Origin of the sequence: Gottfriedia sp. OAE603 (assembly GCF_040543965.1) — a bacterium.
GTDB lineage: Bacteria > Bacillota > Bacilli > Bacillales > Bacillaceae_G > Gottfriedia > Gottfriedia solisilvae.
The window spans coordinates 2,200,860-2,225,876 of record NZ_JBEUNN010000001.1; the positions used below are offsets into that span (position 1 = coordinate 2,200,860).

Below are 25,017 nucleotides of genomic sequence, written 5' to 3' on the forward strand. Positions count from 1 at the left end.
GTCAACTGTTAGCATAACTAACTATCCTGAACGTCAATACAATCAAATGATTGAAGCAGCAATTATAGAAGCTCCACAAACTAAGTCGACTCGACGTAGTAAGATAGTCCCGATTGATAGGCAATTAGCATGTGAATTATTTTTAGGAGAGATAAAAAGATGATATTAAAATTAGTCTGTATTTTAATCATAAGTTTATTAGGTAAAAAGTTGCACAATGTAATAATGGACAAACTACACCGTAAATCAACTAAAGATGACCGAATTTTAGTATTAGAAATAGCTGAATATCTTCAAAAAGAACATCAACAAATAGTAACAAATTTGGAGAAAGAACCGATAAAAAAGATTGTGGTTCAAGAAGCCTGTATTCAAGGAACAGATGCTGAACTCTTTTATGAGAACCTCATAAATGAAGTTGAGTCGTTGTTCGATATTGAAGAAGAGGAACTCCCTGCTGTTACTGAGTTAATCCATGAAAAGGAAACATGGATAGCAAGAGTGAAGGATGTTGCATTTAGTAATGTAATGTTTGAAGTTGAAGATAGGATTTTAACAATTGATTTGGGTAAAAAAGCTAATGAATTACTTAACAATGATGTAGTGATGTTAGATGTTTTGGTTAATGTTGAGGACTTCACTGTAATTGATCTACATCATTTATTTAAAACGAGCGCTGATTATTGCATTCTAGATGAAAATTATGCATCTTTGGTAATCTAGTAATTTAGTAAAATAGCATGACTTTTTAAAAGTCGTGCTATCTTTAAAGGGTATGTTTTACTTACTTACAAACGTATTTTTTAAAGGTGAAATAGGAGGTAGGTTATATGTTTTAATTGTCGAAATTTATAAAAAATATAAAAAAAGACGGATTAATTGGAAAAAATAGTGAAAAAGTTATAAATATTTTATATAATCGTAATAGTATGAAAGAGGTGCATTTAAATGATATTAAGAGATTTACAAATTTCTAATACAGTTAAAGAAATTAAAAAATTTAAGCAAAGCGTTAACAAAATTTATTTAAGGTACTCCAATAAAACAATTGAACCATACTTCCACATCAAGCCTACTGGTCCAATCGATGTTATCTCAGATGAAGAGTATTATGAAAATCTTGAAGATAACTTAAGCTTTATGATGTATAGTTGGTTAAATCCTATTATCAAACAATCAGATCACTGTTTCGAAGGTGTGCTTCAAGTTGATGGTGATGGAAACATTGAAACTGACGAAATTCCACTTGAATTAATACTAAAAGTACCAGACAACAACAATTTAAATTTTTTCAAACGTAACTTAAGCAAACTACTTCTTCTAGAACAATTCATCACGAAAGTTACCTTCAAAGGCCATAAAAAAAGGCTATCTGCAATGAACATCCATCTAAGAATAAATGCCAAACAAATTACCAAACTACTAAAAACTAAAGAATGTAATCAAGCACTTGTTCGAGACTGGCTTGCTAATATAGAAGAGTTAAATGAATTAACAAGTCGTTTTTACGCAATTGAAGGATCAATCCCTGTAGCAAACGGAAAAATAACTCTTCAACTTAAAGAAATTACTGTAACATGTCATCATTCATTAAATGGTGAGAGTGATCAAGAATGAATCTCCAATTAAACTCTATTAATACGAACTTATTAATTGTAAACCCATTAACTGGTGGGGAACTAAATAGTAACGATATAAAAATAGAGGAACGTGATTTCACTCAAGATATATCAGTGTTTGAAAAACTACTCAACAATTTGGCACCACAAGGCATTGATTCACTGATGTTGTATTTATCCATACTTTTTGTTTTATCATTGCTTGTGATGTGCTTTGCTATCATTACAAAAAACGGTCAGTGGACTAAAACAAGTACGAACTGGTTAAAAGGTAGTTTCATTACACTATTAACTATTAAAATTGTTCCTTTGCTTGTTTTTACTATGACGGTTAACGGTATAAAACCATTTCTGAACGATACAGTTGGATTTATTCAAATGGTTGGTTATTACACAGCTATCGGAATGATACTAGCTGGTATGTTCATACATTTACTTTACATGCTTATTGATCACCCAGAATATCAGAGATGGAGTAAACGTTTAGTAATGTTTGCTATATTACTAACATTCTTTTCAGAAGTTGGAACAATATTCTTCAAATTCACTTAATACATATAAACGGAGGTGGACTCAGATGAGAGATGTAATCGATCAAAATAAACGAGTTAGAAATGAGAAAATTAGCTGCTTACAGTGCGGACTTTTTGATTCAAATACAAATAAATGTGGTGTTTTCCAAATTGAAACATCTAGTAAAGTAACAAAATGTCATCTTTATAAGGAAAGTACTTTGTTAGATGAACTTGACTGCATGGTAGATAAGGATGAACAATACCCACTAGTACCGTCATTTACACCTGGTATTCCAAATTTGATTTGGTACATCTCTCCGGAGAAGACCTTTGGATGTTGGATTATCAATCAATATAAAAAAAGATTCTTTCTAACAAGTGAAGAAGTATCTCGTGAAAAAGTTCTAACGGGTATTTATCATTCAATTACACCATTACATAAACACCAATCAAGTGACACATTACAATCTCATTTAGCTTGGCTTATAAATGAAAACGGTGAGGGTCGTTACGTTTTAATTAATAAATATAATGAGATTGTTTATATAAAATAACTCATGAGGGATAGATAAATGCCAAAAATTTTATTGATCGGTGAGCAAGAAAATACTGATGCCCTAGTAACTATTTCAAGCATAATGAAAATGTATAGCTCCATAGAAATTGATAATATCAACAATATGGAGATATATAGTAAAGTTTTAGCTAATTATGATCTAGTAGTACTATGGTTCTGTATATCTCCAGATTTAAAGGTAATAGAAAAAATTTCAAGTATCACTGAAAAAACACTAATCATCGCATCTGTTTATACGAAAGAAGAAATGATAGAAGTTTTAAGTTATCCATTACGTGGTATGATTACCAGTGATTTTACATTGAAGGAATTAATTTACAAAATTGAAACGATATTAGATGGTGGTTATTCAATTTATGATGGGGCAATTCAATATCTATTAAATAATCATTATAAAACTTTAGTTGCAGCTCAAAGGCCAGTTGATTTACTTACAAGAAGAGAGTGGGAGGTCTTGGAGCAGGTAGCAAAAGGACTTAAAAATGAACAAGTTGCAGAGGAACTAAGTTTAAGTAAAGGGACTGTTTCTATGTACATGAACAAAATAATAAAAAAATTAGAAGTTAAAAATAAGGCAGGAGCAGTTGCACTTGCCATAAATAATAACTGGATTAACGTTTAGACAATTAGATGATTTTTTAGAAATAAAAGATCGTCGGTTTTTTACGTTGCAAAAAGTTAAATAAACGATATAATTTAATTGTTATTAAATATGTTACTTTGAAAAATCAAACGAACGGGAGGTTAAGAAAATGAAAAAAACAAAAGTTGCTATTATTGGAGGAAGCCAGGAACGTTCTTTAAAACAATTTGGATCAAAACATGGAATGGAAATAATTTTTCATGATGGAATTTGTAAAAAAGGAAAAGGACGCCGACGTAAAGAATTTGAAAAAATGATTAAAAAAGCTGATTGTGTTGTGATTCAAAAAGGTGCAATTAGTCACCAAAGCATGGAAGATGCAAAAGATGTATGTAAAGAATTAAATAAGCCACTCGCTTTTAATCAAGGTTTCGGAGTAACAAGTGCAATTCAAAAAGCAATTGAATTAGTAGAATACGAGGCTGCATGAAAGGAAGAAGTACAAAATGAAATTTAAATATTTAGTAATTATCGCTGTTATATTAGGTGCAATTTTTAATATAAAAGACTAATTTTCTGCGACAGGTAATTATGATGAAGGGAAAAATATAACTTCTAATACACAAACTAGTACTAATATTGAACCAGGTGCAAAATACCGAGCAAAGGTAAACCGCCAAGTTGATGACACAAGTAAGATCGTTTTAATTGATAAAAATAATAAGACGATTTCCGATGAATATACACTTAGAATACTTAATATTGATACACCAGAAACTAAAAAACCAAATTCACCAGTTCAACCATTTGGCCCTGAAGTAATTAAATATGCTCATAATCTATAAGATGGAAAAATAGTTACGATTGAAGTGTCAGAAAAGACTAACCCTGTCGATAAATATAATAGATAGTTGGGAAATCTATACATAAATGGAAAAATGTATGAAGAACTATTGGTAAAAAAAGGGTTGCAAAAGTCGCTTATTTATATAAACCGGATACAAAATATGCTTCTAATTTATATAAAGCACAAAATACTGCTAAAAATAAAAAAATAGGTATTTGGAGTATTAAAGGTTACGCGATACAACATGAACGTCATTAAGCAAAAATAGATAAATAAATAAGAATTATCAAATGGGGTATGAATTCATGAAATCTACAGGAATAGTAAGAAATATGGATGAATTAGGACGTGTAGTTTTGCCAAAAGAATTAAGGAGAACAATGCATATTAATGAGAAGGATCCACTCGAAATATTTGTCCAGGAAGACCAAATCATACTAAAAAAATATGAACCCTATAACGCTTGTATGATTACAGGGGAAATATCAAAAGAAAATATTGAGCTTGCAGATGGCAAGATTATTTTAAGTAAGATTGGTGCAAAGATGTTAATGGAAGAATTAGAGAATTATAAGGATCTAGGAATTTTAATATGAAGTCTCTATGATGGACGGGAGAATAAACATGAGAAAGCATTACATATTAGCAATATTATTTATAGTGCTATTTTGTAGCATTAAACCTTTAACAAGTCATGCTTACAATGGATATCGATTACAAGGTCAAAACTATGGAACCTTCGACTATAGAGATGTCGCACCTATGATTAATGCTAAAAAAGGGTATATGATTGTTAGATTAGGTACTACTGAAACTTGGTATGGGAAACAAGATTTTGTTTCGAAAAAATATTATAAATTAAGTGGCATTTACAAAATGAACTATGATGGGTTATATACATTTGAATTTTACGTTAATAATCAATTAGTTCAATCAATGTCTTATTACAACACGCAGCCATCAAAAATCATTAAGGTTGTTAATGGAAAACCAATTTATGAAAAGGTAAAAGTTAAATTATAAATAATTTTCAATAAAGAAAAAGGGATAGTTTAGATGACAAGGGGAAGTACAATTAATAGTAATAATAATTTAGAAATTATATTTGAAATCGAAGGTAAACAGTTTAATTTAGAATTAACTCAAAAAGATATGAAAGAACTAAATATGTGGCAATCAGCAATAGAAAATAGGAGAAAATAAGTGAAAAAAGAAACGTGTAATGATTACACGTTTCTTTTTTTATCAAATCAATGTTTACCTTCTATTAATTCATTTTGATCAATTGCATACTTTGTACTGATGTCTATTTTATCATCAATAATTACGTAGCCATATTTAACAAGTAATCTTGAATAATCAATTAAGAACTCTATATTTTCCTCTTGTGACAAATTAATCTCAATATCATTAGAAGACTCATCCAAATCCAAAGATATGTGATAAATATTTTCTTTTGTTAATAAATTAAATCCTACGCCATCGGAAATTTCTAAGTAGAAGTTAGAATGAATGATAGTCTATATTCCTGTATCTTCAAAAATAATACATCCATATTTACTAAATAAGTGACTAATTTCTTGTTTAAATAAACTTATTTTATCGTTTACATTATCACTTTTTTTAAAGAGATAACTGCTGGTTACAGAAATTCCTATTTCCTAGAAACCATTATTATCCTCGGCCTTTCGTAGTAGGTTTAATTCAACTTCATTCATTTCATTTTTCAATATCATTAGAATTCTCCCTTTTAAAATGATTCTTTGTTTTTCCAGATAAGTCATAATGTTTACACTTAGTTTGTTTGTCTAAATAGAGCATCGTGGTCTTGATAGATTCGTGTCCCAAAGATTGCTGTATTCTAAATAGGTCAACTCCTTGTTCTGCACTATATATAGCATAAAAATGTCTCAAAAAATGTGGTGTGAAGATCCCGTTTCTTACATTTAAATATAAAATATCAAACCCAGTATACTTAAACCCCTCCTTAAAAATTATGGAAGGGAGTTGAAATGTAAACATTCCCCCAAATCTTTTTCAGGAAATTTTAAAAAACTATACGATTTTCTCTAATTTTATTCCATTTTTCCATTCTATTATCCAAATAACAACATTTAAATTAATTAATTTATATTATTGTGTAAAAATTTATGATAAATCTTGATACACAATTCCCCCCATACTACTAATAGTCAATTCAAGTTATAATTTTTTCAACAACGAGTGATTTTGTCTAAAAATTACATATAAATTTGCTTTTTTTACATCTAGTAAAAATGAATGAATATGGAGGTTAGAAAAATGAAGGGGATAAAGGGCAAATTTTTACAAGCCACATCTGTGCTTGCTTTAACCAGTAGTAGTATTTTAGGAACTGCAATGTTTGTACAAAAACCAGCTCATGCAATTACGAATGAAGCTGAAAATATTCTTAAATTACTTACGGATGAACAAAGAGCAGCATTGCAGCAATTAAATTTTTCAGAAGTAAAGACTGGATTACGTTTATCTGATGATATCAATTTAACGAGTGATGAAAAAGTATCAGTAATCGTTGAATTCAAGGAACTTCCTGCAAAAGTGGCACAATTAGAAAAAGCTACGAAAGGCGAAACAATCTCTTTAGAGAAAGCAAAAGAAAATGTAGAAAAGTCACACGCTCAGTTTAAAAAAGATTTACAAGAAAAAAGTGTATCAAAAGCGAAATCTAGTACAGAGAATTTTGAGATTACACATACATACCAGAATGCATTTAATGGCGTTTCTATGACACTTCCTGCAAACCAAATTAATGATTTGTTAAAACTAGATTCGGTTAAAGCAGTATATAGTGATTCAATTGTTCAATTAAAACCACCAATTGAAATAGTAGAAGATAAGGAGCAATCAAAAGTTGATAGTTTACCTTTTTTAAAGATTGATAAGTTGCACAAAGAAGGTTACACAGGAAAAAATATAAAAATTGGTGTAATTGACACAGGTATTGATTATAACCATCCGGACTTAAAAGATGCCTACAAAGGTGGTTTTGATTTTGTAGATAATGATAGCGATCCTATGGAAGCTACATATGACCAATGGAAAGCCTCAAAAAAATCTGAATTTTTAAATGGGAACTCGTATTACACTTCTCACGGAACACATGTGTCAGGAACAATTGCAGGTAGAGCGAAAAACAATTCTGACTATAAAGTTATGGGGGTAGCCCCTGATTCCGACCTTTATGTATACCGGGTATTGGGTCCTTATGGTTCGGGTACGAATTCTGCTGTAATTGCCGGCATTGATCGATCAGTGGCAGATGGAATGAATGTAATTAATCTTTCTTTAGGTGCAACACTAAACAATCCATTGGAAGCAACTAGTTTAGCTGTCGATAATGCAGTATTAAGCGGTGTGACTGCAGTTGTCGCAGCAGGAAACGCTGGTGATAAAATGTACACATTAGGCTCTCCAGGTGCTGCAGCACTTGCATTAACTGTTGGAGCAAGTTCTGTTGCTACTAAGGTTACGACATTTGCAAGTAACTTTGTCGTTAATGATATTAACACTGAAAGTACCTTACAATTAATGACAAAAACATGGACAGATGATTTTTCTAGCATGTCTGGAAAAACATTTGATATTGTAAATGTAGGCGAAGGCGGGGTAACAGATTATACAGGAAAATATGTTCAAGGTAAGATTGCATTTGTAGCTCGTGGTACATATGCACTTATCGATAAAATGAAATATGCAAAGCAGAATGGTGCAGTAGGGGTAATCATTTACAACAACAATTCTTCTGAAGGACAGATCCCATATTATTTAGGAGAAAGTAATGATAATATCCCAGTATTTTCAATGACAAATAAAGATGGTTTGGCAGTAAACGATTTATTTACTAATGGGACTCCGACAGTTATGTTAGGTAATATCGGTGAAAGCGAAATTCCAGGTGATGATTTAGCTAGTTTTAGCTCCAGAGGACCATCTGGGACATTATATGATATAAAGCCTGAAGTTACTGCACCAGGTGTTGATGTTTTATCAACAGTACCTTCATATATCAATAATAAAGTTGATTTCACAGATTATTCTTCTGCATACCAACGAATGTCTGGAACATCAATGGCATCACCACATGTAGCTGGAATTGCAGCATTACTTTTACAAGCGCATCCAGATTATACTCCTGCAGATGTGAAATCTATTTTAATGAACACAGCAGATCCGTTAAGAAAAAAGTATAGTGTGTTTGCAGTAGGAGCAGGAAGAGTAGATCCTTTTGAAGCAATTTATTCACGTATCGAATTAGCTGTTCAAGATACAACTCCATATTTTGAAAATAATGAAAAAGTAATAATTAATGAGCAAACTGGTGGCCTTAGCTACGGTTTTATACCTAGTGATAAAAATGATATCTCGAAAACTACTAATATGCTAATCACAAATCATACCGATAAAATGCAAAAATATAATATTTCGGTAGAGTATAGTGTTGGTACTCAAGGATCTTTAGATGCAAATGAAAATGGGGTAAATATAACAGTTCCTAGAGATGCAAAAATGAAAAAGAATAGTCAAGAAACAATCCCTGCAATACTTTTCATTCCATCAACTGCACAAAAAGGAACGTATGAAGGTTATATTCATATTGTGAATGAAAAGGACCCAGATGACAATTATCAAATTCCATTTGGCTTCCGCCTAGTAGAAGAAGGATTCGAATATTTCAAAGTTCATTCACCAAGTATCTCTACGAATCGTGCAACCAATCCTTACAGTGTTAAGGCATCAGATTTAGATTTTAAATTAAATTCACCAATGAAAACATTGGACTTTATATTGGTAGATTCGAAAACTAATAAAGATTTGGGTCTTATTAGGTCTGTTGATATTTCTAGTGCGGCAATTGATACAGACTATTACGTTCAACAAGGTTTTAGTGGAAGATATTTTCCGTTTACAGGAAATGTGAAGAAACCGATTGGTTATACATCAATTTTAGCCACTGACGGTTTATACAAAATTAAAGTCATTGGTACAAATCTTGATAGCAAACTATTTTCAAAAACAGACAAAGTTTGCATTGATAATAACCGTCCAAACTTCACTTTAGATGATACAAATGCTCTACCTAAAGGAAATCTACCGTTTGTTGAACTAGCACCTGGTCAAAAATCAGTTTCATTATCTGGTAGTGTTTATGATAGTGAAGCGAACGAAATGGAAACAAATGGTATGAATGTAAACCAAACGACAAATAAAATTTGGTATGGACCTAATTCTCCAGCCTTTAGTATTCCTACCGATACAAATGGTAAGTTTTCGAAAGAAATATATGTAGATAATCCGAATGCAGTTTATATGCTTCAATACACTGGCGCAGATAGAGCTGGTAATTCAGCAAATGCTAAAGTGATTTATTATATAAAAGCTGGAACACAATATATTTATGCGAAACCAAATAAAGAATCCTTTACGATGGGGGATCAAGTAACGTACACATTCTATGCTCATGGTTTACAAAATGCAAAAGATTTAACACTTAAATTTGATTATACATCTAGATATTTTAATTCAGTTTTATTTAGTAAAAACAAGGCTTTTTCAGATGAAATACAGTTTACTGCTACATCAACTGGGACTACTAGTAAATTAAATACAATCAATATTAAGGCACCTGGAGATGGTTTAATAGGTGATATGCCTTTATTTGATATGGAAGTAAATACGAATGCAAATGAATATGTAAATGTAAACTCAATGTTATTCTCTATCACATCATCTTCATATAAGGATCTTACTGGAAAAACTGTTAACCCATTTACTCAAATTGGTTTACTACCAAGTTATCCAGCATATTCAACATCTACCGCAAAAATCAATGCTGCAGGATTGTTAAATGCGAACGGCAGTTTTAATTTTACGATCGATTATACGACCATAGATGCACAAGCAAAAGTACAAGATTCCAAAGGTCAATTGTACAATGGTGATATTCAAAAAAATGGAAACATCGTTTTTAATAAACTGCCAATTACGGAGCAGTTATATACAGTTATCATTGATGTTCCTGGGCATTTTACTACTTACACACCGATGGAAATTGGTAGAAAGGATCGAGATATTTTTATAGGTGAAAATATTTCTTATCCAACAGTAAGAGAAAATGCAGGTGATATAAATAAAGACAATGTAATAGATATTTATGATGTGATTTTACTAGAACAATTTTGGGGTACAAATAACCGTAATACTGATATTAACTATGACGGTTTAGTGGATACAAAGGATTTTAAGTTACTTGAAGCAAATTATTTAAAAGAGAATGATTATGTATTAGACACTCCTACTGGTGTTAAAGAGTTTAATGGAAAAACGATTGAATCGATTAAGAAAATGTTGGGTGTAAATTAGTATTTGAGAACCTACGAACTAGATAGGATCTCATAGTGTGGAAAAATAACTTAGATATAAGTATCTGATTTTAGAAAAAATTCCCTTTGTAGAAAAATAATTACAAGGGGGATTTTTTATGTATTACTATCAAGAAAATTTTTACAACAACGTGAAATGACGTATGAATTCACATACGTCATATTCTTTATTTTTCAAGGATCCTGAGCGTTTTTTATTGTAGGATCAAGAACTAGGGCAACTAGGGCTCGATAATTACTTTAAAATGAATTTTTATTTCTCCATGTAAGTGCTACATTATGTTTACGCTTCGCTTGTTTATCTAAATAAAGCATAGTAGTTTTAATCGATTCATGCCCTAGTGATTGCTGTATTCTAAATACATCTGCACCTTGTTCAGCACTATATATAGCATAAAAATGTCTCAAAAAATGTGGTGTGATGATCCCGTTTCTTCCATTTAAATATAAAAAATCAAACCCAGTTCTTGAAAGAACCTTAGTTAAGTATTTACTTAAATATGAAGGTCCGAATTTCTTATTATTAAATGAAGTAAATAGTGGTGAATCGTCTAACGGATTCAATTCAATTGGTAACTGCCTACGTTTTCTATAATTAATAATTGCATCAAATACATATGGAAAAATATAGACTTCTCTCTCTTTATTCCTTTTCCCTTTTACCTTAAGCCAGTATTCCCCATTTTCATATGTTAAATCTTTAAATTTAGCGTCAGTTAGTTCTCGAATACGGATTCCTGTAGTTGCTAATAATATTATTAAACCATATTGGATTGGCGCATCTTTATAGAATTCTAATATCTTTTGTACTTCCATATAGGTCATATCCCGATTTGGTAGATCATCCCTGTGTACATTGCTTGATAGCAGTCCATCGCAGAGGTTTTCTTTCGTATATCCAACCGAATATATAAATTTAAAGAATGCTTTTAATATTACAGTTTTCCTTGCTAATGTTGTTACTTTATAGGGCTTTTTATCTCTTCCAAGAGAAGCAGTTGCAATAAATTCTTGATAAGCTTCAATATGTCTTTTTTGTAAGAATTTGATTGCTAATGCATCCTCTTCAATTTTAAGGATATTTGAATTTTTATGTAGGGTTGTAACAAACTGAAGTAGCTCTCTTAAATATTCTCTTTTTGTTTCGTCCGTCCGAACCTTTTTAATATCCTTTTTTTGATGAACAAAATAATAGATCATCTGCAAATCATTAAATCCAGCAAATGAATTAAGATTTTCTTCCTCATTCATATATTTTTGCTGTTTAAGTATATAGAAGTTAGACTCATCCAAAAATAGTTTTACCTTATTAGATAACGATGTATTTTGAATAACTTGTACTTCGTACATGAATTCACCTCAAATTCGATATTTATTATAAGTCTATCTAATAATTTTTCTTAGTTATCTTCATAAATGGAAAAATATGTATCTATCTATAAATTAACTAAACTACAAACTTATGTTCTATAAAATAGAAAGAAATAGTTTAATTAAAACAAAATTAACTAAATAGATTAATAGAATCGAAATAAGCTTACTAATCTATAAGTTAGTCTAAAAATAGATTATTTGTATCCATACTTATTAAGTATATAGAACAACTTATTTACAATGGATTCTATCCATAATTAATATACTTAACAAAAATAATAATTATCTATTATATTAAATTTGAAATAATAGTATAGATAAATTTAATTAATGTGTTTCCATAATATGTATATTTATAATATAATTAACTTACTTCAAGTAAAACAAGCATAGATAGAAAAATACAAATCTATGGGGGTTAATTAAAATGGAACAATTAGATATTTTTGGACAACATCAATCAGGGGATCCTTTATTTGCAACATTAGCGGGATTAAAAAAATCAGAACATACAACAATCCATTCTAAGTTAGGGGAAATATTGGTACAGTATAACCAATTTGGTAAATATCAATATCAAGTAAATGAAGAAGATGGGGTATGCAGCAGTTTGGAAGATATTTATGCTGTAATAAAATCTTTTGTAAATCAAATTGTAATTATAGAGGAAGATGAATTAAGCAATGGATGATAATAAATTGTTAAGTACAAAAGAAGTAGCTTCATTATTAAGTATCGCGCCTATTACTGTTCACAGTTATGTAAGACAAGGTAAATTAAAACCTTTGTACCAGGACAAATGGCAATCCGATAAAACTTTACTATTTAAAATAGAAGAAGTTGAAAAACTTAAAGCAGTAATGATAAAACCAGAAGGAATGACAACTGGAGAAGTAGCAAAAGCGTTAGATGTTCATATATCAACGGTTAATAAGTGGGTTAAAAGCGGAGAACTACCAGCAGAGAAAAAGTTTTATAAGGGTTTAGAAAAATATTTTATTTCTCTAGAAGACTTTGAAGTATTAAAGAATACATATGAAAAGCAAGAACGTAATCCTATTTGGACAAAGGATCGTCAGTTTGCTTTGTTTCAATCATTTATTAATGACGAAACTGGTGAATTTGCTAGGCTTATTAATATAGAAGAAAAAGAAGAGTTATTATCCGTAGATGGCCGAAGAATTCTATTAGAAGACGCTATAAATGCAGGCTTTAAAGCAAAATACCAATTAAATGAACTAGACTACATTACACAACGTGGAACGGCTACTTTTAGGTTACCAGTTCAATTAAATGCTATTGCGAATTTAGGTTTTCGTGGGATCGATTTCTTCTATATGTATGTGGGTCCTAAAAATGTAAAAGTTTCTTATTCTGAACAACACTTAGAAATTGAAGTTAAGCCGGTAATGATTAAACTAATTAGTGAGCTACAGGGGCAATTTAGTGAAGAACTAAATCTGTTACAAAGAGTTGTTGTAAATGGAGATGCTCAAATAAGGCATAATGGATTTCTAATATCCAGTGATATAGAAAAAATAAACTTCCATGTCACTAATAAACAAAAGAGCAAGTTAAGAGATCTAGCGAAAACTGAAGGAATGTCTTTAGATGACTTTATCCGAACAATTGTTGAAAAACACATAAACGAATTATAAATTAAGAGGAAAAAGGGGGTATCATTAATGTTAGATACTAAATTAATAGATGCACTCGATGAATACAACAAAAACGCTGAACCAGGTGAAATTTATTATATTAGTGAATGTGAAGAGTGCGGGCAGTCTATATTTAGAGAACTAGTGATTCCAGAAAAGGATTACCATAGTATTGCATGCCTATGTGGGAAAGCAATTGAATAAGCATAAAAAACCAACAATAACACGACAAGATCTGTTAATTATTGTTGGTTTTTTATTTCAGTCTATAATTATGCAAGTTGTTTTTGTTTACGAAGTGAAGTACTTCTTTTAAAATTATCGAATGAAAAATATAAAAGAAGGTTAATACAATGGCCAAAGTAATTGAATTATATCCAGGTGATATACAATACAAAGCGTGTTCGTGTGAAGAGTGTTTAGAAAATAAAAAGGAAACAAAAGAATTTTATATACGATTTAACGAAATCTATTCACAAAAATTATTAAACGACAAAAAGCTCCCGAACCAGTTGGGAAATTCAGGAGCTTCTTCATCACCTCTAACGGGTAAGGCTTAATAAAGTATATGTAAAATTTAAAACCTTTGTTCATAATTTGTTATTTATTATAGCAATTCTATTGAATCTCTAGATAAATTACTCGAAAAGTAATCTAAATAGTATGGAAGACTAGTTATCTTCAGGTGTAATTAAGTTATTACAAATATAATTACAACATTCGTTTTCTGAAATTACAAATACCCCTGTTTAATGGGTGAACGGCTAATGTCAATAACACTAAACAGGAGTAATAATCGAATGTAGTAAGAGGGAATTTCCTTAGCTACAGCACTAGTTTAAACAAATTTTGGATACTTTAAACAAAAATACCCCTGTTACATTGGGAAATTAGTAACAGGGGTAACAAAGAGAGAAGGATACACGGAGGTATACCTTAACTGTAGTATTTACAATTATAAATGGGATATACAAAAAAGCCTGCTAAACCAATAGGGTATGATTTAACAGGGACGATTTTGAGAGGTTGGTATGACCTTACCAACATTAATAGTATATCAAATTTTTAATAAGTTATTCACATGGAATATGGATAAAGTTGTAGATACATCATAGGAGGAATTTAATTGGGAATTTTAGATATTAACCACAATTTTTGTAGGTTGTAAATTATTTGATGTTATTTCTTGGAGTTGGTGGTTAGTTCTATTACCAGAAATGATTGCAATAACAATTTATATTATCTGGTTTACAATCGTTTATGTTTTGACGAATAGAGTAACTAAAAAAGTTTATAAGGAGTTTCTAAAAGATTTCTGGTGATTAAAATAAAGCCTTGTTAACTATTCGTAGTGTAGGAACCGTAAGTTAACAAGGCTATGAAAAAGAGATGAATTCGCAATGACAGGTGCGTATTCAGTTATTTAATATTACCTGTTTATAGAAAGATATTCGTATATGTCAAAATCAGTATAATTAGCTCCGGTGGTTTTATAGAAGTCGGAGAAATGGACTTGGAGGGAATAAAATGAAACAAGTTTGGTTTTATAAGATTTGTAGGAGGCTGAATCGGAAATATATCGCTTAAAATAATTGAGAGGAGTATATAGACGGAAATGAGTAAACTTACTGACTAAGAACGGTTAGCTATCATTAAAAATACAAAATTAGACTATATGTTATGTAGAACTAACCTTAAGTATCATTGAAATTGTTAATTATCCAAGCTGAAGAGTTCCACCGATTAAAAAAACTGAATGATTAGGATATAAAGAGAGCTAGTTGACAAGATAGGAGTGTGTCGATTGGGATTATTTAATCAATTTCATGAAATAGCAGATGACATTGAAGCACTTCGTTTTAAATTAAATGAATTTGAAATAGAATACAAATTTCTTTTAAGAAATCTTGAAATAAACAAAACCAAAATTAAAAAAACGCTGAAATACTACAATAAAGATCGTGCGGCTGGTGGACCTGTGCCAAACTCACTAGAAGAATTAGTTTTTAAAAGGGGATAAGCTTGTAGAAAAAATTGATGCAACTAAAGAATTAATTGATGGATAAAATAAATATCTTATTAGACATTAAATTAAAATTAGAAAAGTCGACTACACTAGTAGATAGAATTCGATTTTTAAGAGATGAGTTAGGATACTCATTAATAAAAGTGTCTGAGTTAACTGGATATTGTTATCAACACATAAAGAATGTAAATAGTAAAATGAAAGAAAATACTTAATAGTAGCATTTGTAGTACTTTTCGATTGACTTTCATGTGATATATTAATACCATGCAGTAACAGTATTTGAACAGTTATAACTACTACATCATAATCTTAAAGGAACTCCACTTTGTTGGCTTATTTTTTATTTTTCATTTGAATACTTCAAATCAATTAAGGTGAAAATAAAGTAAATATGATTGAGGTGGGGTATTATGGAACATAGCACTAATTCAGAAAAAGAAGAGATTGTTTTTAATAAAATAAAGAATGGTAATCTTGAACAAGGTTTAAAAAGTGAAAAATCCAAAAGTAATAAAAAAATATATGTTTTTGATAAAGCTACTCGAGATTTTTTTGGTGAAAGATAATAGTGATTTTTTTATTTCTTTAGCTTAAAATTAGTGTCAACTTTTTTAACTTCTGAATATGATTTTGAGTCTCCAGTTAAATAGACGCATCACCTTTCGAAATTAACCAATAAATTTAGACTAACTCATGTTAGTCTTTTTTATTAAAATTTATTGTATTTTAGTTGTATGTAAAAAATGTGTTATAGAAGGAATTTTATTATTCGAAATACAAAAAAAATATATTCACTCCTTTCTTCATAATGTAAGTCAAGTCATTTATAGCAAGTCATTTATAGCAAGTCATAACATTATTAACATCCACCTCCGTGGGTGTTTTTGTTTTACAATAAAATTGTATACAATATGTATTTGAAAAAGAGGTATTTTGCCACATTTGTTGAATAATTAATTGATGAAAGGACGTGACGAAAGTGAAAATAAAGGATAACTCTCTTTCAATTGAAGAAGTTGATTTAAATTATATTAAACAGTTAAAACTTAATAGAAGAAAAATTTTAGATTTTTTTAAAAGTAAGTGTCGTTTATCTGATGTTACTTTTGATCAAATACAAGAACTAAACGTGTGTGAAGAATGTGAACGAAATTATCGAGAAGAAATCAAAATTATACGAGAAGTTTTCGAACTTCCTAAGTTATTTAAAGTTTAATCTAGAGACATTATCTTTATTAAAATCACTTCATATTATAAGTTGTTGCATTTAACAATTTGTTATTGGATAGCCTTTTAAAAAATATAATATTTTTTTATATGATGTGGTTTTGACTGAAAGGAGTTTTTTAAATTGCTTGAATTAGCAAGTTATAGATACGAAGAAACAATGGTATTAAACGGGCTTGATATTAAAGTTATCATTACTAAACAACCTTTTGCGGAGAAATACTTTGCAATAGCTTATTATAAAAATGATGAAAAAAGTGAAAGTATCTTTTTTCAGACAGCAACTTCTAGTTTCAAAGGTAATGCTAAAAATAAAGCAATTAGGTCATTAATAGATCTAACTCCATTTCAAGAGTTAATTTGAAAAGAATTGTATCAATTATTTTAGATGTTTTAGCAATTAAAAGTGCAGGTTATACTTTTAGTTTTGTCACACGCATGTTGATTTTTTTGTACGATTATTTAAGAACTAGGTTTGATGATAACTACCAAGACGGGGCATTGTATCTTTTTGGGGCATCATATGTGAATGAAATTAACTCTATGTAATATTTAGTTACACAGAATTGGTTATTAATCTTTACTTAAACTATCGTTTTATTAAGTTAATTATTTGTTTGGAGAATAAAACAATTAAGCAATTAAAGTAAAAAAACTTAGATTTCCAAAACGAACTTAAATATAAAATTATTATGTATAAACTACTACTCGAAATTAGTTTACATAATATATATTATAGGAAGTTGATGATAAAACAAGAAAATCCGTCTCAATTCATAAGTATTCTTAGAGTTTTGAGACGGATTAGAATTTTATTTGATTTTAAGTTTTTTTATTAAATTTAATTAATCTATAATTTATAGTGATTTTTATCTGGTTTCAAATTTAATTTTTATTAATCCAATTATTATACCTTTGTTTACTATCTATGGATACTAATTCCATAATATCTTAATTCGTTCATCATTTAATTCATCTCAATCATTTTTGCTATTACTTTAATCAAATCATTTATGATGATCTTTTCGTATCCAGATTCTTATATTATTTTAATTTGCTAAATCTAATTAATCTGAATTTTATACCTAATTAATCCATTATATTTATTCTTTTATAACTGTACAAATTTTATTAACAGTTTATTTCGTTTTAAATTCAACTTTACATTACATATTGATCATTTTACATTCATTTTTTTGCAAAACAATTTGTAAGTATGCTGTACTATAATTAACGATCAGTCTCTCTATATGAAATACCTAAATATCGGTCTGTACTTGGTTCGAATTCTACATTTACAAATACCCCAAATTCTCTATTCCCGCTCTTTACTCTTAACCATAATTTAAACTTCTCTACCGCTACATTTGTTGATTTCCATTCTCTACCTATATGTAAGTAATCAATTATATCTGCTTGTGGATATTGCTCCTTTGTTTTCTCTACTGCAATTTTCCCCCATTTTGCATATGGAGGTTCATAAACAGGCGTTGCATTTACATTTACAGGAGACATTTTAAACATGATTGAAAATAAAACTGAAAAAATAAGGATAAGCTTAAATCGTTTTTTCATCTGATCTCCTCCTCTTCTCTTTTCCATACTATTTAACTGCTCCCTCTAATCTATTCACTGATCTCTACGACAAAAAATATCATTTTTTACTGTTTCTGTTAATAAAAAGAAATTATTTACAAATAGTAAGTTTAAATGCTTTTTAAGGAGGACTTATTTTGCAAAAAAAATATAAAATTAAAGCAGCTTTCATAATCTTTTGCATAATATGCTTGTCATTTTTAATGGTAAACACGTATTTACCTAAAGATGAAGTAAACGCTTTTACTAGCCAAGTACTGACTAGAGGATCCACTGGACAGGATGTAAAAGAGCTTCAGTCACGTTTGAAATTTATCGGCTTTTTTAAAGGAAAAGTTGATGGCGTGTTTGGCTGGGGTACTTATTGGTCATTAAGGACTTTCCAGAAGGAATTTGGAATGAAGGTTGATGGTGTAGCTGGACCTAAGCTAAAAGAAAAATTAGTAAAGGCTACAAAGAATTATAAAGCTTCGGGCACGGCATCCAATACGAATACTAAGCAATCTAACAATATCGTCAGTAAAATAACGAAAACGAGTAATAGCTCAAATAAAAATAATAATAATAAGAAACAAGTGGAAAACGCGCCGAATGGTTATACAAACAATGATATAAAATTGATGGCAAATGCTGTTTATGGTGAATCTCGTGGCGAACCTTATATTGGTCAAGTCGCAGTAGCAGCGGTTATTTTAAATCGCCTAAGCAGTTCATCTTTCCCAAATTCAATTTCTGGTATCATTTATCAGCCTGGTGCATTCACAGCAGTTGCAGATGGTCAAATTAACTTAACACCCAATGCTAACGCTAAAAAAGCAGTACTTGATGCAATCAATGGCTGGGATCCAACTACTGGATGTATTTATTACTATAATCCTAAAACTGCAACAAATAAATGGATTCGAAATCGTCCTAAAATCTTAACGATTGGTGAACATATTTTTTGCAAATAAACTAAATTGAGGTGTATGTATGAAAAACGCTATCATAATTGGAGCTTTGTCTGTCGCCTTAATTGGTACAGGCTACTGGGGATATACAAGACATCGTGATCTTCAAGAAATGAATAATCAAGCAGAAAATAGTTATCAAAGAGCATTTAATGAATTAACTTATGATGTTGATTTATTACATGATAAGATCGGTGCAACACTTGCGATGAATTCTAAGGCCTCCCTATCCCCTGCACTTGCAGATGTATGGAGATTATCGATTGAGTCCAAATCAGATATCGCACAATTACCATTGAAATTTTTACCCTTTGATAAAACACAAGCTTTTTTAACGAAAATAGCAAATTTCAGTTACAGAACAGCAGTTCGGGACTTAGAAAAAGAACCGTTAACTGATGAAGAATATAACACCCTTAAAGCCATCTATAAAAAATCAGAAAGTGTTCAAGATGGTCTTCGGAATGTTCAGTCCGATATTATAGATAATAACCTAAGTTGGATTGATGTACAGACTGTATCCGCTGAAAAAGAAGCGCCAAGAGATAATGTGATTATCAATGGTTTTAAACATGTTGAGCAAACCAAATCGACAGTTGATCAAGATTTTGGACCTACCTTCACTACTGGACCTGAGCAGTCAAAAGAGTTAAAAGAGCTTAAAGGTAAAAAAATCACAGAGAGTGAAGCGAAAAAAATCGCAAAATCCTACTTCCCTATTAAAAATTATAAAGATATTGCTGTAAATAAGAGTTTAGATGGAAGTAGTGAGCCCTTCTATTCTGTTTCAATGGATCATAAAAATCCAAAAGCTGATTCTTATATGGAAATAACTGAAACGGGTGGTCACCCATTATTTTTTATTACGAATAGAGATATTAAAAAGCAGCAAATTAGTCTTGAAGATGCTGGTAAAAGTGGCGCAAATTACTTAAAGAAACAAAAATATATGGATATGGAAATATACGATAGCACTCAATACGATACAATTGGCGTATTTCAATTTGTTAAAACTGTTAATGATGTTCGTATATACCCTGAATCAATCCAACTAAAAGTTGCGTTGGATAATGGGAAAGTTATCGGTTTTAATGCGAAATCTTACGTAGTTTCAAACCATAAACGCAACATACCAACACCTAAATTAACAAAAGTACAGGCACGCAAAAAAGTTAATCCAAATGTAAAAGTACAAGAGGAAAGATTAGCGATCCTTCTAAATGACTTTAATAAAGAAGTACTATGTTATGAATTTATTGGTACTTTAGACAATGATACTTATGATATTTATGTAAACGCATTGACTGGTGGTGAGGAAAAAGTTAAGAAATTATAAACTTAAAAAGATGCTTAGAGGTCATATGCTCTAAGCATCTTTTTCTACTTTACGTAACTCAATTTTCTCATATGTAGGAAAAACAAATCATTCCATATCTATATTAACAGTACAATATACATTGAGGAGTGTGGTTTCATGTTCGTTACATTATCTAAAATTAAATTCAATTCATTAAGTGATGCTGATTTATGTTGGGCTTGTATAGAACCTTCTATCCTTGCTTATAAACAATCTAAAGGAATAGACTTTACAGAGTCTCATTATAGAAATCTTTCCAAAGGACAACAAGCACTATTTATGTATACCGTTTATTTTAAGCATGCATTAAGCTCTAAAGAAGAGTTTTATTGGTGGACAGTACATTTATTAATGTTTAGAAATGCATGGACAGAGCTTAAGAAGGCACTAAAATTCTTTAATGATCAAGCAATGATTCCACATTTAGAACAGTTTATCTCTCATATACAATCATGGGATATAGATGGTGAAAATCCATCACTTTCACTTTTAAAGAAAGATCTTGTTTTGCAGTCAATGGTCGTATCTTCATTTAATGCAGCCCAAAAGCTATCACAACAAACAACAAGCTCAATCAGTAATTATATCCGCCATCATGTAAATGAGTTTATTCAATTGAAAAATGAAATTGATTAAAACACGTGTAAATATTGAAGAATCACTATACTAACGCCAAGGATGACAACATAATAACCAAATACATTAAGTGATTGTTTCTTTAATAAGTTGATCATCCAGTTAATTGCTAGATATCCAAATAAAGCAGAAGCTAATGTACCAATAAAAAGTGGGAAAAATGATATTTGCTCTACCTTGCCTCCTAATACATCTTTACCTTGTAAAATGATTCCACCAAGAATTGCTGGAGTTGAAAGTAAGAACGAAAAATATGCTGCACTTTTCCGCTCCATCCCTTTAAACAATGCAGCGGCAATTGTAAGCCCGGAGCGTGATACTGCTGGAAAAATGGCAAGTGCTTGGAATGAACCAATAAATAGTGCATCTTTCCAAGTTAACTCTTCCATTGTTTTTGTACCCTTTCGCTTTTTATCTGCAATAAACAAAATAATGCCAGTAAAAATAAATTCCCAGCCTATTGTTTTTCCAGAAACTGAAATTGCATCAAAGAAGTCTTTAAATAATAAACCAACGACTACAGCAGGTAATGTACCGACAACTAACAATAACGTTAATTTAGAAAATGGTTTCTTGATTAGCTGCTTCCATTCATTTTGATAAAATACAAACACCGCTAATAACGTACCAATATGCATAAGTGTATCTAATAATAACCCCGCTTCATCAAGTCCAAATAAATGTCGCCCAATATACAAATGACCTGTACTACTGATTGGAAGAAATTCAGTAAGTCCTTGGATTATTCCTAAAATAAATGCTTCAATACTAGACATTTACGTTTCCCCTTTCAACTAAACTAGTAAAGTATATGCTGGGATTAAGTAATCTTGTCCAAAACTCATTTATTTTGTGTATCTATAAACGATTCATTCCCTTTTAAATAAGCATCATTTCAAATGCTTCTGTATGTAGCAATGTCTAAAAAATAGATATTTAGACTGATTGAAAACGCTTGTCTTTCGAGGCGTGAAGATTGGTGAGGAGCGGAGTTACCATAGACGGTAATGAGCACCGCAGACAGGCGAAACGACGAAGAAAATGAGCGTTTCTCAACAGTCTGAAAGCATCATTTCGGATGCTTTTTGTTTTTCATGACTGAAAATAGTTTACTAGTTGGATCTATTGTTAATTCGTTCACGATGTACTGAGTAGCATGTTGAAGTCTTTGTTCATCAATTGACGTAAAGATTCCTAGTTGGGTCAATAATGATAAAATATCCTCTGTTGCGACCATCTGATTTTTTTCATTTGAAGGAAATAGTCCACCATAACCTCCATTTGAGCTATCAAAGCGATGAATTCCATAAGCCAAAGATGTATAAACATTTGAAATTGCACGACCGTAAGTATTATAAAACTGCATTGAACAACGATCTGATGGGACTGTTTTCAATAAATCTTCTAAGAATAGTTGAATTTGTGGAGGAGTGGCCTTACCAACGGAATCTACAAAGGAGATTTCATCAATAGCAATGTCTAAAAGTTGATTAGCTAATTTAATTGTTTTTTGAATACTTATATTCCCTTCAAATGGGCAACCAAATACGGTTGTAATATAGACTCTAGTACTTTTCTTATGGTCTTTACACTCATTTACCATTTTCTTTATTTCTTGAACAGTTTGTTGAATAGTCGTTTCTTTTGTAAAATGATTATAAGTTTCACTACTAGAGATAAACATATTTACTTGATCTGCATCAACAACAAAAGCTCTTGTCAATCCGCGCTTATTAGGGATTAAGACGCTGTAATGGCAGCTTTCTTTCTTTTTTAGCTTTAAAACTAATTCCGCTGCATCATTGTAATCTTTTTTAGCATTTGTCCTTATAAAGGAAGACACTTCAATATTAGGTACACCACTTTCGGCAAGTAAATGAATCCAATTGAGTTTTTGTTCATTGGTTAAGTGTAGGTTATTTTGTAATTGTAATCTTGGTCCAATCTCATTTAAAACGACAGCTTGTGGAAGCTTCAATAGTATCTACTCCTAAATTAGAAATTTTGAATTAAAAACAGAACTATTACACTACTTCTAATGACTGCAGATACAAAGTCTTGTTTCAAATACTCTTCCTTTAATATAAGTGAGAAAATGGAATTTTATGATATTACAATTCTAGTAAATTATGAAAATGAAGGAAATTCTCATGTTTAACTGCTATTAATATATTTTCTAACATTAGGATACAAAAAAAGAAGACCACTTTTGTGGCCTCCCTTAAACTAATAATCTTTTAAAATTATAATTATAAAACTTTACTTAAGAAACTCTTCGTACGTTCATGCTTTGGAAAATCGAAAATTTGTACCGGTTCGTTTTCTTCAACAATATAGCCTTGATCCATAAATATGACACGATCTCCGACTTCACGAGCGAATCCCATTTCATGCGTAACGATAACCATCGTCATACCTTCTTTTGCTAGCTGCTTCATTACTTCTAATACTTCGCCTACCATTTCTGGATCAAGTGCTGAAGTAGGTTCATCAAATAACATAATTTTTGGTTCCATAGCAAGAGCTCTTGCTATCGCAACACGCTGTTTTTGACCACCTGATAATGAATCTGGATAAATGCTAGCTTTATCTGCTAGTCCAACTTTCTTTAAAAGCGCTAAAGCTTTTTCTTTTGCAGCTTCCTTTGAAGTATTTCGAACTTTTGTTGGTGCTAACATAATATTTTCTAATACTGTAAGATGAGGAAATAAATTAAAGTGTTGAAATACCATACCAACTTCTGTACGAATTTTGTTTATATTCGTTTTCTTATCTGTAATATCAACACCTTCAATTAACACACTACCATCAGTAATCGTCTCTAATATATTTAAACATCGTAGAAAAGTTGATTTACCAGAACCAGAAGGCCCGATGACAACGACTACTTCTTTATGTTTAATCGTAATACTTATATCTTTTAAAACTTCTAACGCACCAAATGATTTTTTTAATTTATCTACTTTTATCATCCTGTTGTCAGCCTTCTTTCAATACGATTTAATACTGCGCTTAACGATAACGTTAATATTAAGTAAATGAATGCTGCCATTAAATATGGCTCCCAAACAATATAGTATTGACCATTCATTGCACGGCTCCAATACATGATTTCTGGTGTTGCGATAATTGCAGCAATAGAAGACTCCTTGATTAATACAACAAATTCATTACCAAGTGGTGGAATCATTCTTTTAATCGCTTGAGGTAAGATTACATATCTCATGGCTTGTACATGTGTCATACCAAGTGATCTAGAAGCTTCCATTTGTCCCTTATCAATTGACTGGATACCTGCTCGGAAAATTTCAGCAATATACGCTGCAGCGTTTAAAGATAATGCGATAATTGCAGCGGCAATTGGATTCGTCTCTCCTATAAAGTAAGGTACTACACCAAAATGAATTAATAGAATTTGAACGAATAATGGTGTTCCTCGGAAGAAGTTGATATACCATACAAATGGTAAAGCTAACCATTTATTCGATTGCATTTTTCCTAATCCGATAAATAAACCAATAATTGTACCTAATACGATTCCCGCTAAAGATAGGGCAATTGTTAATAAAGTACCTTTCCAGAAAAATGGCAAATATTCTACGATTACATCCCAATTAAATCCCATCT

General features: G+C 30.6%; 32 protein-coding genes. 24 read left to right on the plus strand and 8 right to left on the minus strand.

Annotated features, from left to right (window positions below):
• Nucleotides 1-210 precede the first annotated feature (210 nt).
• The 11 genes from ABID96_RS11065 to ABID96_RS11115 all read left to right on the plus strand — a co-directional run bounded on the left by ABID96_RS11065 (nucleotide 211) and on the right by ABID96_RS11115 (nucleotide 5,344).
• Nucleotides 211-723: a hypothetical protein gene (locus ABID96_RS11065; protein WP_377896865.1), complete on the plus strand. Its 513-nt coding sequence runs from the start codon at nucleotides 211-213 to the stop codon at nucleotides 721-723.
• A gap of 225 nt (nucleotides 724-948) precedes the next feature.
• Nucleotides 949-1,617, plus strand: coding sequence for a hypothetical protein (locus tag ABID96_RS11070; protein ID WP_192604079.1), 669 nt, complete (start codon nucleotides 949-951; stop codon nucleotides 1,615-1,617).
• Nucleotides 1,614-2,171: a hypothetical protein gene (locus tag ABID96_RS11075; RefSeq protein WP_192604080.1), complete on the plus strand. Its 558-nt coding sequence runs from the start codon at nucleotides 1,614-1,616 to the stop codon at nucleotides 2,169-2,171. Before ABID96_RS11070 ends, ABID96_RS11075 begins: the two co-directional genes overlap by 4 nt.
• A gap of 25 nt (nucleotides 2,172-2,196) precedes the next feature.
• On the plus strand, nucleotides 2,197-2,688 hold the full coding sequence (locus tag ABID96_RS11080; RefSeq protein WP_192604081.1) for a hypothetical protein: 492 nt from the start codon (nucleotides 2,197-2,199) through the stop codon (nucleotides 2,686-2,688).
• 18 nt (nucleotides 2,689-2,706) lie between these two features.
• Nucleotides 2,707-3,333, plus strand: coding sequence for a response regulator transcription factor (locus tag ABID96_RS11085; RefSeq protein ID WP_192604082.1), 627 nt, complete (start codon nucleotides 2,707-2,709; stop codon nucleotides 3,331-3,333).
• Between the two features lie 130 nt (nucleotides 3,334-3,463).
• Nucleotides 3,464-3,784, plus strand: a complete 321-nt coding sequence (locus ABID96_RS11090; RefSeq protein WP_192604083.1) for a DUF2325 domain-containing protein — start codon at nucleotides 3,464-3,466, stop codon at nucleotides 3,782-3,784.
• A gap of 262 nt (nucleotides 3,785-4,046) precedes the next feature.
• Nucleotides 4,047-4,139 carry a thermonuclease family protein gene (locus tag ABID96_RS11095; protein WP_377897056.1) on the plus strand — a complete coding sequence of 31 codons (93 nt, stop codon included), beginning with the start codon at nucleotides 4,047-4,049 and terminating at the stop codon, nucleotides 4,137-4,139.
• Nucleotides 4,140-4,246: 107 nt separating this feature from the next.
• On the plus strand, nucleotides 4,247-4,399 hold the full coding sequence (locus ABID96_RS11100; RefSeq protein WP_192604139.1) for a thermonuclease family protein: 153 nt from the start codon (nucleotides 4,247-4,249) through the stop codon (nucleotides 4,397-4,399).
• Between the two features lie 47 nt (nucleotides 4,400-4,446).
• Nucleotides 4,447-4,737 carry an AbrB/MazE/SpoVT family DNA-binding domain-containing protein gene (locus ABID96_RS11105; protein WP_192604084.1) on the plus strand — a complete coding sequence of 97 codons (291 nt, stop codon included), beginning with the start codon at nucleotides 4,447-4,449 and terminating at the stop codon, nucleotides 4,735-4,737.
• Nucleotides 4,738-4,765: 28 nt separating this feature from the next.
• Nucleotides 4,766-5,164, plus strand: coding sequence for a hypothetical protein (locus ABID96_RS11110; protein ID WP_192604085.1), 399 nt, complete (start codon nucleotides 4,766-4,768; stop codon nucleotides 5,162-5,164).
• 33 nt (nucleotides 5,165-5,197) lie between these two features.
• On the plus strand, nucleotides 5,198-5,344 hold the full coding sequence (locus ABID96_RS11115; RefSeq protein ID WP_192604086.1) for a hypothetical protein: 147 nt from the start codon (nucleotides 5,198-5,200) through the stop codon (nucleotides 5,342-5,344).
• 47 nt (nucleotides 5,345-5,391) lie between these two features.
• Here the strand turns inward: ABID96_RS11115 and ABID96_RS11120 are convergent, their stop codons facing one another.
• Together ABID96_RS11120 and ABID96_RS11125 are read right to left on the minus strand one after the other, a co-directional pair.
• Entirely contained in the window at nucleotides 5,392-5,535 is a 144-nt protein-coding gene (locus ABID96_RS11120; RefSeq protein WP_192604087.1) for a hypothetical protein, read from the minus strand.
• A gap of 325 nt (nucleotides 5,536-5,860) precedes the next feature.
• Nucleotides 5,861-6,163 carry a tyrosine-type recombinase/integrase gene (locus tag ABID96_RS11125; protein WP_192604088.1) on the minus strand — a complete coding sequence of 101 codons (303 nt, stop codon included), beginning with the start codon at nucleotides 6,161-6,163 and terminating at the stop codon, nucleotides 5,861-5,863.
• A 279-nt stretch (nucleotides 6,164-6,442) separates the two neighbouring features.
• On the opposite strand from ABID96_RS11125, the gene ABID96_RS11130 reads away from it, so the two are divergent.
• Entirely contained in the window at nucleotides 6,443-10,543 is a 4,101-nt protein-coding gene (locus ABID96_RS11130; protein ID WP_192604089.1) for a S8 family serine peptidase, read from the plus strand.
• Nucleotides 10,544-10,803: 260 nt separating this feature from the next.
• Here ABID96_RS11130 and ABID96_RS11135 read toward each other — a convergent pair whose 3' ends face one another.
• On the minus strand, nucleotides 10,804-11,913 hold the full coding sequence (locus ABID96_RS11135; protein WP_192604090.1) for a tyrosine-type recombinase/integrase: 1,110 nt from the start codon (nucleotides 11,911-11,913) through the stop codon (nucleotides 10,804-10,806).
• A 451-nt stretch (nucleotides 11,914-12,364) separates the two neighbouring features.
• On the opposite strand from ABID96_RS11135, the gene ABID96_RS11140 reads away from it, so the two are divergent.
• The 9 genes from ABID96_RS11140 to ABID96_RS11180 all read left to right on the plus strand — a co-directional run bounded on the left by ABID96_RS11140 (nucleotide 12,365) and on the right by ABID96_RS11180 (nucleotide 17,215).
• A complete protein-coding gene (locus ABID96_RS11140; RefSeq protein ID WP_192604091.1) occupies nucleotides 12,365-12,628 on the plus strand; it encodes a hypothetical protein in 264 nt (87 codons plus the stop codon).
• The gene (locus ABID96_RS11145; protein ID WP_192604092.1) at nucleotides 12,621-13,595 is read left to right on the plus strand and encodes a helix-turn-helix domain-containing protein; all 975 of its coding nucleotides are present in this window, start codon (nucleotides 12,621-12,623) and stop codon (nucleotides 13,593-13,595) included. The genes ABID96_RS11140 and ABID96_RS11145 overlap by 8 nt, the downstream gene beginning before the upstream one ends.
• A gap of 27 nt (nucleotides 13,596-13,622) precedes the next feature.
• Nucleotides 13,623-13,799: a hypothetical protein gene (locus ABID96_RS11150; RefSeq protein WP_192604093.1), complete on the plus strand. Its 177-nt coding sequence runs from the start codon at nucleotides 13,623-13,625 to the stop codon at nucleotides 13,797-13,799.
• 149 nt (nucleotides 13,800-13,948) lie between these two features.
• A complete protein-coding gene (locus ABID96_RS11155; RefSeq protein ID WP_192604094.1) occupies nucleotides 13,949-14,155 on the plus strand; it encodes a hypothetical protein in 207 nt (68 codons plus the stop codon).
• A gap of 1,244 nt (nucleotides 14,156-15,399) precedes the next feature.
• Nucleotides 15,400-15,615, plus strand: a complete 216-nt coding sequence (locus ABID96_RS11160) for a hypothetical protein (protein WP_192604095.1) — start codon at nucleotides 15,400-15,402, stop codon at nucleotides 15,613-15,615.
• Nucleotides 15,616-15,653: 38 nt separating this feature from the next.
• Nucleotides 15,654-15,836 (plus strand): hypothetical protein, encoded by a 183-nt coding sequence (locus tag ABID96_RS11165; protein WP_192604096.1) that lies wholly within the window; start codon nucleotides 15,654-15,656, stop codon nucleotides 15,834-15,836.
• A 198-nt stretch (nucleotides 15,837-16,034) separates the two neighbouring features.
• On the plus strand, nucleotides 16,035-16,190 hold the full coding sequence (locus tag ABID96_RS11170; RefSeq protein WP_192604097.1) for a hypothetical protein: 156 nt from the start codon (nucleotides 16,035-16,037) through the stop codon (nucleotides 16,188-16,190).
• Nucleotides 16,191-16,603: 413 nt separating this feature from the next.
• The gene (locus ABID96_RS11175; RefSeq protein ID WP_192604098.1) at nucleotides 16,604-16,840 is read left to right on the plus strand and encodes a hypothetical protein; all 237 of its coding nucleotides are present in this window, start codon (nucleotides 16,604-16,606) and stop codon (nucleotides 16,838-16,840) included.
• 135 nt (nucleotides 16,841-16,975) lie between these two features.
• Nucleotides 16,976-17,215, plus strand: a complete 240-nt coding sequence (locus ABID96_RS11180) for a hypothetical protein (RefSeq protein ID WP_192604099.1) — start codon at nucleotides 16,976-16,978, stop codon at nucleotides 17,213-17,215.
• 866 nt (nucleotides 17,216-18,081) lie between these two features.
• On the opposite strand, the gene ABID96_RS11185 is transcribed toward ABID96_RS11180, so the two are convergent.
• Nucleotides 18,082-18,426: a DUF3889 domain-containing protein gene (locus ABID96_RS11185; protein ID WP_192602123.1), complete on the minus strand. Its 345-nt coding sequence runs from the start codon at nucleotides 18,424-18,426 to the stop codon at nucleotides 18,082-18,084.
• Between the two features lie 224 nt (nucleotides 18,427-18,650).
• On the opposite strand from ABID96_RS11185, the gene sleB reads away from it, so the two are divergent.
• From sleB to ABID96_RS11200, 3 genes are all read left to right on the plus strand, one after another.
• Complete coding sequence (sleB, locus tag ABID96_RS11190) at nucleotides 18,651-19,400, plus strand: spore cortex-lytic enzyme (RefSeq protein ID WP_483301356.1); 750 nt, start codon at nucleotides 18,651-18,653, stop codon at nucleotides 19,398-19,400.
• Nucleotides 19,401-19,419: 19 nt separating this feature from the next.
• Entirely contained in the window at nucleotides 19,420-20,733 is a 1,314-nt protein-coding gene (gene ypeB, locus ABID96_RS11195; protein ID WP_192602125.1) for a germination protein YpeB, read from the plus strand.
• 138 nt (nucleotides 20,734-20,871) lie between these two features.
• On the plus strand, nucleotides 20,872-21,390 hold the full coding sequence (locus ABID96_RS11200; RefSeq protein ID WP_192602126.1) for a hypothetical protein: 519 nt from the start codon (nucleotides 20,872-20,874) through the stop codon (nucleotides 21,388-21,390).
• Here the strand turns inward: ABID96_RS11200 and ABID96_RS11205 are convergent.
• From ABID96_RS11205 to ABID96_RS11220, 4 genes are all read right to left on the minus strand, one after another.
• Nucleotides 21,387-22,166: an undecaprenyl-diphosphate phosphatase gene (locus tag ABID96_RS11205; RefSeq protein ID WP_087997731.1), complete on the minus strand. Its 780-nt coding sequence runs from the start codon at nucleotides 22,164-22,166 to the stop codon at nucleotides 21,387-21,389. The two genes, ABID96_RS11200 and ABID96_RS11205, sit on opposite strands and share 4 nt — an antisense overlap.
• Nucleotides 22,167-22,459: 293 nt before the next feature.
• Complete coding sequence (locus ABID96_RS11210; RefSeq protein WP_192602127.1) at nucleotides 22,460-23,368, minus strand: hydroxymethylglutaryl-CoA lyase; 909 nt, start codon at nucleotides 23,366-23,368, stop codon at nucleotides 22,460-22,462.
• A gap of 271 nt (nucleotides 23,369-23,639) precedes the next feature.
• Entirely contained in the window at nucleotides 23,640-24,362 is a 723-nt protein-coding gene (locus ABID96_RS11215; protein WP_192602128.1) for an amino acid ABC transporter ATP-binding protein, read from the minus strand.
• Complete coding sequence (locus ABID96_RS11220; RefSeq protein ID WP_192602129.1) at nucleotides 24,359-25,015, minus strand: amino acid ABC transporter permease; 657 nt, start codon at nucleotides 25,013-25,015, stop codon at nucleotides 24,359-24,361. The genes ABID96_RS11215 and ABID96_RS11220 overlap by 4 nt, the downstream gene beginning before the upstream one ends.
• Nucleotides 25,016-25,017: the final 2 nt, after the last annotated feature.

Excerpts from the sequence above, each read along its gene's own strand:
- ABID96_RS11170 (WP_192604097.1), top strand. The coding sequence starts at position 16,035 with ATGGAACATAGCACTAATTCAGAAAAAGAAGAGATTGTTTTTAATAAA.
- ABID96_RS11110 (WP_192604085.1), top strand. The coding sequence starts at position 4,766 with ATGAGAAAGCATTACATATTAGCAATATTATTTATAGTGCTATTTTGT.
- ABID96_RS11155 (WP_192604094.1), top strand. The coding sequence starts at position 13,949 with ATGGCCAAAGTAATTGAATTATATCCAGGTGATATACAATACAAAGCG.
- ABID96_RS11115 (WP_192604086.1), top strand. The coding sequence starts at position 5,198 with ATGACAAGGGGAAGTACAATTAATAGTAATAATAATTTAGAAATTATA.
- ABID96_RS11220 (WP_192602129.1), bottom strand. The coding sequence starts at position 25,015 with ATGGGATTTAATTGGGATGTAATCGTAGAATATTTGCCATTTTTCTGG.
- ABID96_RS11090 (WP_192604083.1), top strand. The coding sequence starts at position 3,464 with ATGAAAAAAACAAAAGTTGCTATTATTGGAGGAAGCCAGGAACGTTCT.
- ABID96_RS11105 (WP_192604084.1), top strand. The coding sequence starts at position 4,447 with ATGAAATCTACAGGAATAGTAAGAAATATGGATGAATTAGGACGTGTA.
- ABID96_RS11140 (WP_192604091.1), top strand. The coding sequence starts at position 12,365 with ATGGAACAATTAGATATTTTTGGACAACATCAATCAGGGGATCCTTTA.
- ABID96_RS11205 (WP_087997731.1), bottom strand. The coding sequence starts at position 22,166 with ATGTCTAGTATTGAAGCATTTATTTTAGGAATAATCCAAGGACTTACT.
- ypeB (WP_192602125.1), top strand. The coding sequence starts at position 19,420 with ATGAAAAACGCTATCATAATTGGAGCTTTGTCTGTCGCCTTAATTGGT.
- ABID96_RS11070 (WP_192604079.1), top strand. The coding sequence starts at position 949 with ATGATATTAAGAGATTTACAAATTTCTAATACAGTTAAAGAAATTAAA.
- ABID96_RS11215 (WP_192602128.1), bottom strand. The coding sequence starts at position 24,362 with ATGATAAAAGTAGATAAATTAAAAAAATCATTTGGTGCGTTAGAAGTT.
- ABID96_RS11150 (WP_192604093.1), top strand. The coding sequence starts at position 13,623 with ATGTTAGATACTAAATTAATAGATGCACTCGATGAATACAACAAAAAC.
- ABID96_RS11165 (WP_192604096.1), top strand. The coding sequence starts at position 15,654 with ATGGATAAAATAAATATCTTATTAGACATTAAATTAAAATTAGAAAAG.
- ABID96_RS11130 (WP_192604089.1), top strand. The coding sequence starts at position 6,443 with ATGAAGGGGATAAAGGGCAAATTTTTACAAGCCACATCTGTGCTTGCT.
- ABID96_RS11185 (WP_192602123.1), bottom strand. The coding sequence starts at position 18,426 with ATGAAAAAACGATTTAAGCTTATCCTTATTTTTTCAGTTTTATTTTCA.
- ABID96_RS11200 (WP_192602126.1), top strand. The coding sequence starts at position 20,872 with ATGTTCGTTACATTATCTAAAATTAAATTCAATTCATTAAGTGATGCT.
- ABID96_RS11125 (WP_192604088.1), bottom strand. The coding sequence starts at position 6,163 with ATGTTTACATTTCAACTCCCTTCCATAATTTTTAAGGAGGGGTTTAAG.
- ABID96_RS11085 (WP_192604082.1), top strand. The coding sequence starts at position 2,707 with ATGCCAAAAATTTTATTGATCGGTGAGCAAGAAAATACTGATGCCCTA.
- ABID96_RS11135 (WP_192604090.1), bottom strand. The coding sequence starts at position 11,913 with ATGTACGAAGTACAAGTTATTCAAAATACATCGTTATCTAATAAGGTA.
- sleB (WP_483301356.1), top strand. The coding sequence starts at position 18,651 with ATGGTAAACACGTATTTACCTAAAGATGAAGTAAACGCTTTTACTAGC.
- ABID96_RS11075 (WP_192604080.1), top strand. The coding sequence starts at position 1,614 with ATGAATCTCCAATTAAACTCTATTAATACGAACTTATTAATTGTAAAC.
- ABID96_RS11145 (WP_192604092.1), top strand. The coding sequence starts at position 12,621 with ATGGATGATAATAAATTGTTAAGTACAAAAGAAGTAGCTTCATTATTA.
- ABID96_RS11080 (WP_192604081.1), top strand. The coding sequence starts at position 2,197 with ATGAGAGATGTAATCGATCAAAATAAACGAGTTAGAAATGAGAAAATT.